Annotated in this window: 16 protein-coding genes; 12 read left to right on the forward strand and 4 right to left on the reverse strand. The window is 64.2% G+C overall.

Translation table 11 applies throughout. The annotated features are described in order from the left end of the window. The first annotated feature begins 43 nt into the window (after positions 1 to 43). Positions 44 to 436, forward strand: a complete 393-nt coding sequence (locus Q0687_RS16180; protein WP_298878419.1) for a carboxymuconolactone decarboxylase family protein — start codon at positions 44 to 46, stop codon at positions 434 to 436. Here the strand turns inward: Q0687_RS16180 and Q0687_RS16185 are convergent. Then, on the reverse strand, positions 398 to 928 hold the full coding sequence (locus Q0687_RS16185) for a hypothetical protein (RefSeq protein ID WP_298878421.1): 531 nt from the start codon (positions 926 to 928) through the stop codon (positions 398 to 400). The two genes, Q0687_RS16180 and Q0687_RS16185, sit on opposite strands and share 39 nt — an antisense overlap. A 283-nt stretch (positions 929 to 1,211) precedes the next feature. Next, on the reverse strand, positions 1,212 to 1,367 hold the full coding sequence (locus Q0687_RS16190) for a hypothetical protein (protein WP_298878423.1): 156 nt from the start codon (positions 1,365 to 1,367) through the stop codon (positions 1,212 to 1,214). A gap of 284 nt (positions 1,368 to 1,651) precedes the next feature. Here Q0687_RS16190 and Q0687_RS16195 point away from each other — a divergent pair, with 284 nt between their 5' ends. The 5 genes from Q0687_RS16195 to Q0687_RS16215 all read left to right on the forward strand — a co-directional run bounded on the left by Q0687_RS16195 (position 1,652) and on the right by Q0687_RS16215 (position 6,743). Beyond that, positions 1,652 to 2,569 carry a branched-chain amino acid ABC transporter permease LivH gene (locus Q0687_RS16195; RefSeq protein ID WP_298878425.1) on the forward strand — a complete coding sequence of 306 codons (918 nt, stop codon included), beginning with the start codon at positions 1,652 to 1,654 and terminating at the stop codon, positions 2,567 to 2,569. Between the two features lie 12 nt (positions 2,570 to 2,581). Further along, positions 2,582 to 3,907, forward strand: a complete 1,326-nt coding sequence (gene livM, locus Q0687_RS16200; RefSeq protein WP_298878427.1) for a high-affinity branched-chain amino acid ABC transporter permease LivM — start codon at positions 2,582 to 2,584, stop codon at positions 3,905 to 3,907. Then, positions 3,904 to 4,737, forward strand: coding sequence for an ATP-binding cassette domain-containing protein (locus Q0687_RS16205; RefSeq protein ID WP_298878428.1), 834 nt, complete (start codon positions 3,904 to 3,906; stop codon positions 4,735 to 4,737). Before livM ends, Q0687_RS16205 begins: the two co-directional genes overlap by 4 nt. Beyond that, entirely contained in the window at positions 4,734 to 5,474 is a 741-nt protein-coding gene (locus Q0687_RS16210) for an ABC transporter ATP-binding protein (RefSeq protein WP_298878430.1), read from the forward strand. Before Q0687_RS16205 ends, Q0687_RS16210 begins: the two co-directional genes overlap by 4 nt. A 150-nt stretch (positions 5,475 to 5,624) precedes the next feature. Beyond that, the gene (locus tag Q0687_RS16215) at positions 5,625 to 6,743 is read left to right on the forward strand and encodes a branched-chain amino acid ABC transporter substrate-binding protein (protein WP_298878432.1); all 1,119 of its coding nucleotides are present in this window, start codon (positions 5,625 to 5,627) and stop codon (positions 6,741 to 6,743) included. A gap of 76 nt (positions 6,744 to 6,819) precedes the next feature. On the opposite strand, the gene Q0687_RS16220 is transcribed toward Q0687_RS16215, so the two are convergent. Continuing rightward, positions 6,820 to 7,206, reverse strand: coding sequence for a response regulator (locus tag Q0687_RS16220; RefSeq protein WP_298878434.1), 387 nt, complete (start codon positions 7,204 to 7,206; stop codon positions 6,820 to 6,822). A 280-nt stretch (positions 7,207 to 7,486) separates the two neighbouring features. Between Q0687_RS16220 and Q0687_RS16225 the strand changes: the two genes are divergently transcribed. Continuing rightward, on the forward strand, positions 7,487 to 10,291 hold the full coding sequence (locus tag Q0687_RS16225) for a PAS domain S-box protein (protein ID WP_298878436.1): 2,805 nt from the start codon (positions 7,487 to 7,489) through the stop codon (positions 10,289 to 10,291). A 57-nt stretch (positions 10,292 to 10,348) separates the two neighbouring features. Further along, entirely contained in the window at positions 10,349 to 11,344 is a 996-nt protein-coding gene (locus Q0687_RS16230) for a P1 family peptidase (RefSeq protein WP_298878438.1), read from the forward strand. A gap of 86 nt (positions 11,345 to 11,430) precedes the next feature. Here Q0687_RS16230 and Q0687_RS16235 read toward each other — a convergent pair whose 3' ends face one another. Beyond that, entirely contained in the window at positions 11,431 to 12,234 is an 804-nt protein-coding gene (locus Q0687_RS16235; RefSeq protein WP_298878439.1) for an EF-hand domain-containing protein, read from the reverse strand. A gap of 249 nt (positions 12,235 to 12,483) precedes the next feature. Between Q0687_RS16235 and rpe the strand changes: the two genes are divergently transcribed. The 4 genes from rpe to Q0687_RS16255 all read left to right on the forward strand — a co-directional run bounded on the left by rpe (position 12,484) and on the right by Q0687_RS16255 (position 13,869). Beyond that, a complete protein-coding gene (rpe, locus tag Q0687_RS16240; RefSeq protein WP_298878440.1) occupies positions 12,484 to 13,185 on the forward strand; it encodes a ribulose-phosphate 3-epimerase in 702 nt (233 codons plus the stop codon). A 150-nt stretch (positions 13,186 to 13,335) separates the two neighbouring features. Further along, the gene (locus Q0687_RS16245; protein WP_298878441.1) at positions 13,336 to 13,470 is read left to right on the forward strand and encodes a hypothetical protein; all 135 of its coding nucleotides are present in this window, start codon (positions 13,336 to 13,338) and stop codon (positions 13,468 to 13,470) included. Between the two features lie 4 nt (positions 13,471 to 13,474). Further along, positions 13,475 to 13,654 (forward strand): hypothetical protein, encoded by a 180-nt coding sequence (locus tag Q0687_RS16250; RefSeq protein WP_298878443.1) that lies wholly within the window; start codon positions 13,475 to 13,477, stop codon positions 13,652 to 13,654. Between the two features lie 23 nt (positions 13,655 to 13,677). After that, a complete protein-coding gene (locus Q0687_RS16255; protein ID WP_128950965.1) occupies positions 13,678 to 13,869 on the forward strand; it encodes a hypothetical protein in 192 nt (63 codons plus the stop codon). The last annotated feature ends 3 nt before the right edge of the window (positions 13,870 to 13,872 follow it).

Genomic DNA, 13,872 nt, shown 5'->3' on the forward strand with positions numbered 1-13,872 from the left:
CCTCTCCGAGGCGCCCCGGAATGACCGATCAGGAGGAAACACCATGGACGATCAGAACCGTCGCGATGCCGGCATGAAGGTGCGCCGAAAAGTGCTGGGCAATGCCTGGGTCGACAAGTCGATCGCGAACCGCAACGCGTTCAACACCGACTTCCAGGACATGATCACACGCTATGCCTGGGGCGAGATCTGGACGCGGCCGCATTTCGACGAGCGCACGCGGCGGGTGCTGGTCATCGGCACCATGGTCGCGCTCGGACAATGGGATGAATTCCGCCTGCACGTGCGCGCGGCGCTGGCCGAGGGCGGCTTCACCCCTGATGACATCAAGGAAATCCTGCTGCAGCAGGCGATCTATTGCGGCGTTCCGGCGGCGAACCACGCCGTCAAGGAAGCCTCAGCGATTGTGCAGGAGCTCGGCCTCATCAAAGGCTAGCGGTGCGGTATCCGGAACGGCAAGCGTCTTCGGCGCTTCGGCCGGCCGCTCGATCAGCAGCACAATTGCGGCGCCAAGCAGCAGCAACAGCTCCGTGGCGTGCAACCGAAGGGCGGCCATCTCGCCGACCTTGGAAGCCATCACCATGCTCGCGAACGAGATCAGGCTGCCGATCGCAAGCGCAATGCTGAGCGCCTCATCGCTCGCCCCGCTCTTGCGGGTGCGCGGAATGGCCAGAAGCGCAAGTTGGATGGCAAAGAAGGCAACCACGGTCAGCCGTCCCAGCGCCAGCAGCCAGGCGGCGCGCACCGTGCTCATGCCGGACATCTGCAGCTGGTCGCTGAGGAACAGCGCCACGGCGACACTCGGCCGCTCGTAGAGCCCATGCACCGGTGCGACCATGATGTTGAAAGCGACCATCGTCCAGGCCGGGATGAAATAAGCCGCCAGCAGCGCGCCGTTGACCGAGCCGATCCGCCAGTTCCTGAACATGCCGCTTCCCGCTTCGCTTAGTATCCGCGCCTTCCCGGAAGGCTTTGCGGGGAGCTAACTCGCATCGGACTATGGCGGCAATTTAAACCCTTTGTTTACCTTAACTGACCTGTTGACAGGTTCGTCGGTCCGGGCGGCTCGAAGAGCCGAACTATGGTGCGCAATTGCGCAGCTGAGAATCTCGAGATTCCGGGTCCGATGCTTTGCATCGCCTCGGAATGACCCGGCATAAGAAAAAGGCCCCGCCTTTCGGCGAGGCCCCACGACGCTACTCCCTGGGCGTTCAATCCAGCTTGTTATCCTGCTGCCCGCCCTGCTGCTGCCCGGGCTTGTCGCCCTGGCGCATCGGATCTTGCTGCTGCTGTCCGGGTTTCTGGCCGCCACCTTGCTGCTGCCCCGGGCGCTGCTGGCCCGGATTCTGGTTCTGCTGCTTCGTCATTGGGGGAAACTCCCTGGTTGGACGTCAGTGGGGAAGACAACGGCTGGCGATGTTTTTGGTTGCTCTGCGGAACCCGGTTCCTCGCAGGTGCGGAACCGCGCGTCGGTGTCCGACATCGAAATCAACTCTGTACAAGCCTTTATGCCAAGGCATCCCCCGTTGCAGTCGCCAGTTCCCTCCTGTTACAAAACTGGAAGAAGAAGGGGCTGCCGGCGCCCGAGAAGAAACGTAAGCACTCTCTCGAATACCTCCCCTTTCAACGTCAGGTTTGGTAACGGCAGCCCATGGATTACTTCGCCCAGCAGCTCATCAACGGCCTCGTGCTCGGCTCCATCTACGGTCTGATCGCGATCGGCTACACGATGGTCTACGGCATCGTCGGCATGATCAATTTCGCCCACGGCGACATCTTCATGATCGGCGGCTTCATCGCCCTCATCTCCTTCCTGCTCCTGGTCTCACTCGGTCTGACCGCGATCCCACTGATCCTGCTACTCGTTCTGCTGGTCGCGATGGCGGTCACTGCACTCTATGGCTGGACCGTCGAGCGCATCGCTTATCGGCCGCTGCGACACTCCTTCCGGCTCGCACCGATGCTGTCGGCGATCGGCATGTCCTTCGTGCTGACCAACTATTCGCAAGTCGCGCAGGGCGCCCGCGTCAAGCCGGTACCGCCGATCATCACGGGCGGCTACACGCTGCATGAAGGCGCCGAGGGGTTTGCGGTGCGGCTCTCCAATATGCAGATCATGGTCGTGTCGGTCACCATCGTGCTGCTGGCCATGTTCACCTGGCTTGTCTCGCGGACTCGGCTCGGACGCGACATGCGAGCCTGCGAGCAGGACCAGACCATGGCGGCACTGCTCGGCGTCGACGTGGATCGAACCATTTCGATGACTTTCGTGATCGGAGCGGCGCTCGCCTCAGTCGCGGGCATGATGTACCTGCTCTATTACGGTCAGGTCGATTTCTTCATGGGCTTCGTCGCAGGTATCAAGGCATTCACGGCGGCCGTGCTGGGCGGCATCGGCTCGCTGCCCGGCGCGGTGCTGGGCGGGCTCGCGATCGGCCTGATTGAGACCTTCTGGTCGGCCTATTTCTCGGTGGAGTACAAGGACGTCGCCGCCTTCTCGATTCTGATCATTGTCCTGATCTTCATGCCGACCGGTCTGCTTGGCCGGCCCGAAGTCGAAAAAGTCTGACGGGCCGCTCGCGTGACAGCCCTTTCAACCGAAACCACGCAGGCCAGCCGGACGGCGGCCATTCCGTTCATCCTGAAAAAGGCTTTCCTCAGCGCATGCGTTGCGCTGGTGCTGTTCTCGTTGATGATCGGCATCCGCACCGAGGCCGGTCCCGATGGCCAGCTAACCTGGTGGACGCGCCTCGGCGATCTCGCCTCCATCGTCGGCCTCGTGTTCGGCGGGTCCATCGTCGTTGAGCTGCTGCGGCAATGGATCGGACCGACCGGTGCCGAAAAGCTCGTGCCAGCGCCGGTCCAGCGCAGCCTGTCACTGGCGGGCCGCTTCCTGGGTCCGGCTCTGCTCGTCTTCACCTTGCTCGTGCCCGTCATCTTCTACAATCAGCGCTATATCCTCGATCTCGCCATCCTCGTGCTCACCTACGTGATGCTCGGCTGGGGCCTGAACGTCGTGGTCGGGCTCGCCGGCCTGCTCGATCTCGGCTATGTCGCCTTCTACGCGGTGGGTGCCTATTCCTATGCGCTACTCGCCACGAATTTCGGCTGGTCGTTCTGGGTCTGCCTGCCGCTCGCCGGCATGCTCGCCGCGATCTGGGGAGCCATGCTCGGCTTTCCGGTGCTGCGGTTGCGCGGCGACTATCTCGCCATCGTGACCCTTGCTTTCGGCGAGATCATCCGGCTGGTCATCCTGAACTGGCAGGATCTGACCGGCGGCCCCAACGGCGTGTCCGGAATTCCCCGCCCCTCTTTCTTCGGCATTCCGCTCGACAACAGCGACGACGGCCTGGCGGCAAAACTCGGCATCGAATATTCGCCGACCCATCGCATCGTCTTCCTGTTCTATCTGATCCTGGCGCTGGCCCTGCTCACCAACTGGGTGACGATCCGCCTGCGCCGCCTGCCGATCGGCCGGGCCTGGGAAGCGCTGCGCGAGGACGAGGTGGCCTGCCGCGCGCTCGGCATCAACACCACGACGACCAAGCTCACGGCATTCGCGACCGGCGCGATGTTCGGCGGCTTTGCCGGCGCGTTCTTCGCGACCCGCCAGGGCTTCATCAGCCCGGAATCCTTCACCTTCCAGGAATCGGCGCTGGTGCTCGCCATCGTCGTGCTCGGCGGCATGGGCTCGCAGCTCGGTGTCGCGCTCGCCGCCCTCACCATGATCGGCGGCTTCGAGCTGTTCCGCGGCCTCGAAACCTACCGCATGCTGGTGTTCGGCATGGCGATGGTGCTGATCATGATCTGGCGACCACGCGGCATCATCGGTCATCGCGCGCCGACCGTGTATCTGACCAAGGCGCAGGCGATCTCCTCCGACCTCGTCAAGGAGGGCCACGGATGAGCGGCGAGCCAATTCTCAGCGTCGACCGGCTCACCATGCGCTTTGGCGGCATCATCGCCGTGCAGGACCTGTCGTTTGCGGCCGAACGGAAGAAGATCACCGCGCTGATCGGACCGAACGGCGCAGGCAAGACCACCGTCTTCAACTGCATCACCGGCTTCTACAAGCCGACCGGCGGCGCCATTCGTCTCAACCATGACGACGGCAGGCAGAGCGCGCTGGAGCGGCTGAACGACTTCCGTATCGCCAAGCAGGCCAAGGTCGCTCGAACCTTCCAGAACATCCGCCTGTTTCCCGGCATGACGGCGCTGGAGAACCTGATGGTGGCCCAGCACAACACGTTGATGCGCGCATCGGGCTTCACGTTTCTCGGCCTGATCGGCGTCCCGACTTATCGCGACGCCGAAAAGCGCGCGATCGCGCTCGCGAGCGACTGGCTCAAACGGATCAATCTGCTCGACCGCGCCGACGATGCCGCAGGCAACCTCGCCTATGGCGACCAGCGCCGGCTCGAGATCGCGCGCGCGATGTGCACCGAGCCCGCGCTGCTCTGCCTGGACGAACCCGCCGCCGGCCTCAATGCACGCGAGAGCGCCGCGCTGAGTGAGCTCTTGCAGTCGATCCGCGGCGAGCTCGGTACCTCGATCCTGCTCATCGAGCACGATATGTCGGTGGTGATGGAGATCTCGGACCACATCGTGGTGATGGACCATGGCGTGAAAATCGCGCAGGGCACGCCCCGGGAGGTGCGCGACGACCCGAAGGTGATCGCCGCCTATCTCGGTACCGACGAGGAAGAGGCTGCGGCGGTGATGGAGGGCGGCTCGTGACGTCAGCCGCTCCCCTGCTCGCGATCCGCGGCTTGCGCGCCGCCTACGGCAAGATCGAGGCTCTGAAGGGCGTCGATGTCGAGATCAATGCCGGCGAGATCGTCGCGCTGATCGGCGCCAACGGCGCCGGCAAGTCGACGCTGATGATGACGATCTTCGGCAAGCCGCGCGCCCGCGCCGGCCAGATCCTGTTCGACGGCCGGGACATTTCCTCTGTCCCGACCCATCAGATCGCGCATTTGCGCATTGCTCAGTCGCCGGAGGGCCGCCGCATCTTCCCCCGCATGAGCGTCGCGGAAAACCTCCAGATGGGCGCCGACGTCACCGATTGCACGGAGGCGGAGCGGGAAAGCACCCGGGAGCGCGTGTTCGCGCTGTTCCCACGGCTGAAAGAACGCGTCATGCAGCGCGGCGGAACCCTGTCGGGCGGCGAGCAGCAGATGCTGGCGATAGGCCGGGCGCTGATGAGCCGCCCGCGCCTTCTGATGCTCGATGAACCCTCGCTGGGGCTCGCGCCCCTCATCGCGCGGCAGATCTTCGATGCGATCCGTACCCTGAACCGCCAGGACGGCCTGACCGTTCTCATCGTCGAGCAGAACGCCAACCATGCACTGAAACTCGCCCACCGCGGCTATGTCATGGTCAACGGACTGATCACGCTGGCCGGGACCGGCGCCGAGTTGCTGCAGCGCCCTGAGATTCGCGCGGCCTACCTGGAAGGCGGCCGGCACGCCTGACGGCCCTCTCGTGCGGCCGAATGCGGCGAGATATCTTTGCAACTGCCCGTATTTTGCCGGTGACTTCTCGAAAAATTCATTGAAGAATGGCGCCGGTTTGGACCGGGCTTGCCCGGCAACTCCCACAGACGATCACCCGCGAGGTATCTCATGAAATCACTGAAACTCATCGGTCTGGCATTCGGCGCTTCCGTTGCGCTGTCAACGGCAGCATTCGCAGACGACCTCACCATCGCAGTCGCGGGCCCGATGACCGGCACCGAATCCGCCTTCGGCCGCCAGATGAAGAACGGCGCCGACCTGGCGGTGGCCGACATCAATGCCGCGGGCGGCGTTGCAGGCAAGAAGCTGGTGCTCGATGCCGAGGACGATGCCTGCGATCCCAAGCAGGCCCGCTCAGTTGCCGAAAAGATCGCGGGTGCGAAGATCCCGTTCGTCGCGGGCCACTTCTGCTCGTCGTCGTCGATCCCCGCTTCAGAAGCGTATGCCGACGGTAATGTCCTCCAGATCACGCCCGCCTCGACCAACCCGCTGTTCACCGAGCGCAAGCTCTGGAACGTGGCGCGCGTCTGCGGCCGTGACGATCAGCAGGGCCTGATCGCCGCGCAGTACATCGCGAAGAATTTCAAGGGCAAGAACATCGCGATTCTCAACGACAAGACCACCTACGGCAAGGGCCTGGCCGATGAGACCAAGAAGGCGCTCAACAAGGCGGGCGTCACCGAGAAGCTCAATGAGGCCTACAATAAGGGCGACAAGGACTTCAATGCGATCGTCTCGCGCCTGAAGAAGGAGAACATCGACCTCGTCTATGTCGGCGGCTATCACCAGGAGGCAGGCCTCATCCTGCGCCAGATGCGCGACCAGGGCATGAAGACGATCCTGATGTCGGGCGACGCGCTGGCCGACAAGGAATACGCCTCGATCACTGGCCCGGCCGGCGAAGGCACGCTGTTCACCTTCGGTCCCGATCCGCGCAACAAGCCGAGCGCCAAGAAGATCGTTGAGGCCTTCAAGGCCAAGGGCATCGATCCGGAAGGTTACACGCTCTACACCTATGCCGCGATGCAGGTCTGGACACAGGCGGTCAAGAAAGCCGGCACCACCGATGCCAAGAAGGTCATGGAGACCATCAAGGCCGGCAAGTGGGATACGGTGCTTGGTCCGCTCGAATATGATGCCAAGGGCGACATCAAGCAGATCGACTATGTCGTCTACAAGTGGGACGCCAAGGGCGGCTACGCCGAGCTCAACGCCAACGGCACCTAAGACAGGGCGCCTGACCTTTTAACAAGATCAACGTCAACGCCCCGGTCCGCCGGGGCGTTTTCTTTTTGCAGCGCGGTCAGACGGCTGCAGACAATTCGCCGCCTGCCGCTTGTTGCGCCTTCCGGAGCGCTTGCAGCAGATCGTTCGGCCGAAACGGCTTTTGCAGGCAGACCACGCTATCGAGACCGGGCGCCTCACCCATGAAATCCATCGTCGTCATGCCCGACACCGCCACAATCGGAAACCCGGGCGCCCGCTCGCGAATGGCGGCCATGACCTCGATACCGCTGGCGTCGGTCAGGAAAATGTCGACAATGGCCGCGTCGAAGACCTCTTCGCCAAAGGCCTTCAGGCCGGCCGCACCGCTCCCGGCTTCGACCACGTCATAATGATTGACCCGAAGGACGATCGAGACCATGGCGCGGACGTCCTTCTGGTCATCCACAACAAGGACACGGGGCATGGGAACAACTCCCGGATTGGCATCATTAATTGGTTCAATTCAAACGGCGACGTACGGCAAGGCAGTATGGGTCCGTCCAGTAAAGCCAACCTTACCGATTCCCTATTCCGATTCCCTGTCCGAGTTAAGTAAGCTGTAACCCTCGGTTGAGTCGTGGGCGTATCCCCTCGGGACACGCGCCCAGAGCCGGCTACCATGGAGGCCAAGGTCGACCCGCCAAGGTCGATCCGCCAAGGCCGACAAACCAAGGCAGCCGGCCAAAGACGTCACGTGGACTACCATGCTGCCCCTGCGAGAGGTCAACGTGCACGCCAGAAACGACCGAAGCACATTCCTTTCGACCTTGCCGGCCACGCAGAGCGATCGCACTGCAGCGTTGGCGATCGTCGGGATCTCCGCAATCCTGTTCGCGCTGGCTGTCCCCTTCGCGGGGACTTCCCTGATCGAGGTGCCGGCCTTCGTGGCCAGCTACCAATCGGCGCTCGCCGTCAGCGACATCATTACCGCGGTTCTGCTGCTGTCGCAATTCGCGGTGCTGCGCAGCCGCGCGTTGCTGCTGCTGTCGACGGGGTATCTTTTCACCGCCGCAGCGGCGGTCACCCATGCCCTCACTTTCCCCGGACTGTTCGCCCCCACCGGCCTGCTGGGCGCCGGCACACAGACCACGGTATGGCTCTACATGGTCTGGCACGGCGGCTTTCCGTTGTTCGTGCTGGCCTATGGATGGCTGAAGGACGGCAACGGCGGCAACAAGATCGACGGACCAACCGAGCGTACGATCGTGTCCGCTGTCCTCGGTGTGATCGTCGCGATGATCGTCATCGGCTGGATTGCCACCGCACAGCACGATCTGCTGCCGGTCCTGCTGAGGGACGGCCGCTACACCACCACCATGATCGGCGTGGTGTCCTTTATCTGGTCCCTGAGCTTTGCGGCGCTGATCACGCTCTGGTTCCGCAAGCCACATACGGTGATCGACGTCTGGCTGATGGTCACCATGTGTGCCTGGCTGTTCGACATCGCGCTGTCGGCCATCGTCAATGTCGCCCGCTACGACCTCGGCTTCTACGCCGGCCGCATCTACGGCCTCGGCGCCGCGAGCTTCGTGCTCGCCGTGCTCTTGATCGAGAACGTCCGCCTCCAGGCGACCACGATGGGCCTCGTCGGCCGGCTGCGCGAGCAATCGGCGTTCGAGCGCGACTATTACGGCAAGCGCCTTGCGCTCTACGGCGCCGTGGTCGAATCCTCCAACGATGCCATCATCACCGAGTCGCTCGACGGCCGCATCACGGGCTGGAACAGGGCTGCCGAGCGCCTGTTCGGCTATTCGGCCTCTGAAGCCATCGGCCAGTCGATCCATCTCGTGGTGCCTGATGACCGGAAGGCCGAAGCCAGAGGCCTCCTCAACCGCGTCAGCAACAACGAGTCGATCGCCCAGCACGAGACCGTTCGAATCCGCAAGGACGGCAGACAGATCGACGTTGTCCTGACCGTCTCGCCGTTGCGATCGGACAATGGCGAAATCATCGGCGCATCCAAGATCGCCCATGACATCACCGAGGAAAAACAGGCGCGGGAAAAGCTCCGCCGCGAGACCGAAGAGCGCCAGCGCATCTTCGAGACCTCGCGCGACTTGATCCTGGTCACCGACGGTTTCGGCAATTTCATCCAGGTCAGCCCAAGCGTAAGAGACATTCTCGGCTTGAGCCCCGAGGACATGATCGGCCACAGCGCGACCGACTTCATCCACCCTGATGACCTCGAGAAGACGCGGAGCGAGATGCGCGCGGCCCGCCGCGGCCAGACTGTGCGCAGCTTCGAGGCGCGCTACTACCATTATGACGGTCACGAGGTCTCATTGAACTGGATGGGCACCTGGTCCGAGCCGGTGAAGCGCCATTTCTTCATCGGGCGCGACCTGACCGAGAAGCAGGCCGCCGAAGCCCAGTTCCGGCAGGCGCAGAAGATGGATTCCATCGGCCAGCTGACCGGCGGCGTCGCCCACGATTTCAACAACGTGCTCACCGTCATCACCGGCACGATCGGTATCTTGGCGGACGCGGTCGCCGACCGGCCCGAGCTCGCCGCCATCACCAAGCTGATCGACGATGCCGCCGAGCGCGGCGCGCAGCTGACCAAGCATCTGCTTGCCTTCGCCCGTAAACAGCCGCTCCAGCCGCGCGAGATCGACGTCAATGCGCTGGTGCTGGAGGCCGCAAAGCTCCTGCACCCGACGCTCGGCGAGCAGATCACGATCATGCCGCAGCTCACCGAAGACGCCTGGCCGGCGCTGATCGACCCGAGCCAGCTTTCGACCGCGATCCTCAATCTCGCCCTGAACGCGCGCGATGCCATGCCCGACGGCGGCACGCTGGTGCTGGAGACCCGCAACATCTTCCTCGACGACGGCTATGCCAGCATGAATCCCGATGTGCTCGCCGGCAATTACGTGATGATCGCGGTCAGCGACACCGGCTCGGGCATTCCGGCCGCGCTGCTCGAGCGGGTGTTCGATCCGTTCTTCACCACCAAGGAGGTCGGCAAGGGCACCGGCCTCGGCCTCAGCATGGTGTTCGGCTTCGTCAAGCAGTCCGGCGGACACATCAAGATCTACAGCGAGGAAGGCCACGGCACGAGCGTGAAGATCTACCTGCCACGGTCCACCGGCGTGCAGGAGACCGAGTACGAGCAGCTCCAGAATGTGCCTATCACCGGCGGTAGCGAGAAGATCCTGATCGTCGAGGACGACGCGCTGGTGCGGCAGTATGTCGTGACTCAGGTCAAGAGCCTCGGCTATGCCGCGCTCGAGGCGGCCAACGCCGCCGAAGCCCTCGTCATCATCGATGCCGACAAGGACATCGATCTGCTCTTCACCGACGTCATCATGCCCGGCAACATGAACGGCCGCCAGCTCGCCGACGAGGCGGCACGGCGGCGCCCCGAGCTGAAGACGCTGTTCACCTCGGGCTACACGGAAAACGCCATCGTCCATCATGGCCGGCTCGATTCCGGCGTGCTGCTACTGGCCAAGCCCTACCGCAAGTCGGAGCTCGCCAAGATGCTCAGGATGGCGCTGGCGAGTTGAGCGCGCCGCTCGCGTGCGCTATCGCTGGGACGGTGCCAGCCGCATGGAGTGCCGTCCTTGAAGAACCTCCTCACTGATATCGCCGGCGTCCGCGTCGGCCATGCCGACGACGCAAAGCTTGCCTCGGGCGCAACGGCAATCGTGTTCGATCAGCCGGCGGTTGCGGCGATCGACGTCCGCGGCGGCGGCCCCGGCACACGCGACGATGCGCTGCTTGGCCTCGCCAATACGGTCGAGCGCGTCGACGCGATCGCGCTGTCGGGCGGCTCCGCCTTCGGCATCGAGACCGGCGGCGGCATCCAGGCCTGGCTTGCCGAGCAGGGCCGCGGCTTCCGCGTCCGCGAGGCGCTGATCCCGATCGTGCCGGGCGCGATCCTGTTCGATCTGCTCAACGGCGGCGACAAGGCGTGGGGCCGCTTCGCGCCCTATCGCGATCTCGGCTATGCCGCAGCCGCCTCGGCCGGGAGCGAGTTTGCGCTCGGCAGCGTCGGCGCGGGCCTTGGAGCAACCACCGCGACGTTCAAGGGCGGGCTCGGCTCTGCATCCGCCGTCACCAGCAGCGGCGTCAAGGTCGCGGCGCTCATCGCCGTCAATGCGGTCGGCACCGCCACCGTCGGTGACGGACCGTGGTTCTGGGCAGCGCCGTTCGAGGTTGGCGGCGAGTTCGGCGGCCGCGGACTGCCTGACAAATTCACCGACGATATGCTCAAGATGCGCATCAAGGGCGGCCCTGCCGCAACAGAGCGCGAGAACACCACGATCGGCGCCGTCGTCACCGACGCGGTGCTGACCAAGCCCCAGGCCAAGCGGCTGGCGATGATCGCGCACACCGGCTTTGCGCGTGCGATCTATCCGGTACATGCGCCAACCGATGGTGACGTGCTCTTCGCCGCCGCGACATGCGCAAAGCCGATCGATCCGATCGTCGGCCTCACCGAGCTCGGCATGGTCGCCGCAAACGTGGTTGCCCGCGCCATCGCCCGCGGCGTCTATAGCGCGACCGCGCTGCCGTTCCCGGGCGCGCAGCCGGCTTGGAAGGATGGGTTCGGCTAGCTAGCGCCGCAGCGACGGTGCGCTACCTCTCCCCGCAAGCGGGGCGAGGTAAGAGGCCACCGCGGCCTCTCTCAAACGAAATCGGCTCAGACGCTCATCGACATCGACGAGCCGGCGGCCGCCGAGGCGCCGTGGCCCTGCCCGCCCTGTTGCTGCATCAGTTGCGCAAACAGATCGTAAGCCGAATTACCGGGAGCATTCGCGCCCGGCACGGTCGTCGTCATCTTGAAGCCGTCGGCATAGCTGACGGTGGTGGTGGTCGAGCCGTCGGCGGCGGTCGTGATGGTCGAGGTCGACCCGCCGCTCGACGATGACGACGACGAATCCGAACCGCTGCCCGACGCATCGCCCGAGCCGCTCGCTGCGTGCGCGTGGTGGTGGCCGCCATGATGGCCACCGGCGCCCTTCAGCGCCTTCGACATCTCGTCGAGGCTGACGCTGCCGTCGGAGTTGCCATCAAGCTTGGAGAACACGTCGTCGGCCTTCGCCAGATTGGTGCCGCCGGCGCTGAGCGCGTTCTCGAACTCGGACTTGCTGATCTGGCCATCGCCATTGGCGTCCAGCCTCGAGAACAGATCCTTCAGCGCATCATCCCGGCTCGTCGCGGTCGAGGATGTCGCGCTTGACGATGTGGAACTGGTCGATGAATTCGACTGGCTCTGCGCTTCGAACAACGCATTCATCGTCTCCGGCGATATCTGCGGATGGTAGCCCGAGATCACCGACGAAGCGGAACTGCTGGTTGAAATGCTGTTGCTGCTGTCGATCGCAAACGGATTGGTCACCGCGCTCGGCGACGAGCCCGTCTGCTGGGTCGAAGACGACTTCGAGCTCGTCAGCGATTGAATGGCATCAAGTGCACTCGAGACGGCGCCAAGCGCGAACAACATTGCACAACTCCAACCATGCGGCATGCCGCGGCCAATGTTCCGCCCTTGAGGTCAGCAAGCGTCGTGCCAGCGAAAAAAGCTCAATGAAATCCGGCACGGCGCCGCTTTGCGGGGTGCGGGAACATCGGCAATTCATGCCGCCCGCGGCAGAATTTTCCGCCCACAGGAAGCTCACCGCCCCTGCATTGCCCGGCTGTGAGGCCCATGTTAGGCGAGGCCATTCGCCCTGCCGCCCCGGGAAACAGCGCCATGACCCAAGCTTTCACCCCCCGCCCCCTGGCCATCGCGCCCTCGATCCTGGCCTCGGATTTCTCCAAGCTCGGCGAGGAGGTTCGTGCGGTGGACGCGGCCGGCGCCGACTGGATCCATCTCGACGTGATGGACGGGCACTTCGTGCCCAACATCTCCTACGGCCCCGACGTCATCAAGGCGATGCGCCCGCACACCAAGAAGGTGTTCGATGCGCATCTGATGATCTCGCCCTGCGACCCCTATCTCGAGGCCTTCGCCAAGGCCGGCTGCGACCACATCACCGTGCATGCCGAGGCGGGTCCTCATCTGCACCGCTCGCTCCAGGCCATCCGCGCCCTCGGCAAGAAGGCCGGCGTCTCGCTCAATCCGGGCACGCCGATCAGCGTGCTCGAATACGTGCTCGACCTCGTCGATCTCGTGCTGGTGATGTCGGTCAATCCCGGCTTCGGCGGCCAGGCCTTCATCCCCTCCGCAATCGGCAAGATCCGCGACATCCGCGCGATGACGGCGGGACGGCCTGTTGACATCGAGGTCGATGGTGGCGTCGGACCCGACGTCGCCGGGGCGCTCGCAGCCGCCGGCGCCAACGCCTTCGTCGCCGGCACGTCCGTGTTCAAAGGCGGCACGCAGGACGCCTACAAGAACAATATTGCCGCGATCCGCAACGCGGCGCTCGCGGCCCGCGGCGAGGCGATCTGACCGGCGCCAGCGCCCGCAAATCTGCGGCCTTTACGGACGTTGCAACGCGCAATGCCCAAAAAATACAACCGCGACCCGTACTCCTCCGGGCTTCCCTGATTCGTGCAAATCACCGCTAGTGATTCCTGCCTGATTTGGCAGGAGCACATCATGACGACGACCCTGGTTTGGACTGGCGTGGCGTTGTGGATCGGTTTTTGTGCGTTCGTTGTGTTCGGCCCGTCGGCCGGACCGGTACAGGTCCCGGCACGTTCGGCGCGCCACATCCGTCGCCAGCGGATCTGACACCATGCAGCTCTCCCTCGTGAAGCGTCAGCCGAAACGCCGGTGCCGCATCCCGCGGCGCCCGCACCCGAACCTCGACTATTTCTTCGGTCGGCTCGAACGCACCGAAGGCGAGATGCGCGACGATCCGGGCGCCGAGACCACCGACCTGGACCACCCGTTCCGGTCACCGCGCCGGCATTGAAATTCTCTTCTGGACCAAGACTGATGAAACCGCATTGCCCGAACTGCCTGAAGGAAATGACCAAGGCGTCCGCGTCGCGTAACCTCTTCAACTGCGAGCCGTGCCGCGAGATCATTCAGTACTTCGGCGGCAACGCGGATCACGGCGAGGCCGGCCCGCACTTCACCTGGCCGATCCGTCGCAAGCGCTCGGTCCACACCGCCCACGCGGCGTGATTA

The organism is uncultured Bradyrhizobium sp., from assembly GCF_936928535.1.
In the GTDB taxonomy this organism is placed as follows: domain Bacteria; phylum Pseudomonadota; class Alphaproteobacteria; order Rhizobiales; family Xanthobacteraceae; genus Bradyrhizobium.

Bases quoted from the DNA above. Each gene is read 5' to 3' on its own strand.
- Q0687_RS16180 (WP_298878419.1), top strand. From the start codon at position 44: ATGGACGATCAGAACCGTCGCGATGCCGGCATGAAGGTGCGCCGAAAA.
- Q0687_RS16185 (WP_298878421.1), bottom strand. From the start codon at position 928: ATGTTCAGGAACTGGCGGATCGGCTCGGTCAACGGCGCGCTGCTGGCG.
- Q0687_RS16190 (WP_298878423.1), bottom strand. From the start codon at position 1,367: ATGACGAAGCAGCAGAACCAGAATCCGGGCCAGCAGCGCCCGGGGCAG.
- Q0687_RS16195 (WP_298878425.1), top strand. From the start codon at position 1,652: ATGGATTACTTCGCCCAGCAGCTCATCAACGGCCTCGTGCTCGGCTCC.
- Q0687_RS16205 (WP_298878428.1), top strand. From the start codon at position 3,904: ATGAGCGGCGAGCCAATTCTCAGCGTCGACCGGCTCACCATGCGCTTT.
- Q0687_RS16215 (WP_298878432.1), top strand. From the start codon at position 5,625: ATGAAATCACTGAAACTCATCGGTCTGGCATTCGGCGCTTCCGTTGCG.
- Q0687_RS16220 (WP_298878434.1), bottom strand. From the start codon at position 7,206: ATGCCCCGTGTCCTTGTTGTGGATGACCAGAAGGACGTCCGCGCCATG.
- Q0687_RS16225 (WP_298878436.1), top strand. From the start codon at position 7,487: ATGCTGCCCCTGCGAGAGGTCAACGTGCACGCCAGAAACGACCGAAGC.
- Q0687_RS16235 (WP_298878439.1), bottom strand. From the start codon at position 12,234: ATGTTGTTCGCGCTTGGCGCCGTCTCGAGTGCACTTGATGCCATTCAA.
- rpe (WP_298878440.1), top strand. From the start codon at position 12,484: ATGACCCAAGCTTTCACCCCCCGCCCCCTGGCCATCGCGCCCTCGATC.
- Q0687_RS16245 (WP_298878441.1), top strand. From the start codon at position 13,336: ATGACGACGACCCTGGTTTGGACTGGCGTGGCGTTGTGGATCGGTTTT.
- Q0687_RS16250 (WP_298878443.1), top strand. From the start codon at position 13,475: ATGCAGCTCTCCCTCGTGAAGCGTCAGCCGAAACGCCGGTGCCGCATC.
- Q0687_RS16255 (WP_128950965.1), top strand. From the start codon at position 13,678: ATGAAACCGCATTGCCCGAACTGCCTGAAGGAAATGACCAAGGCGTCC.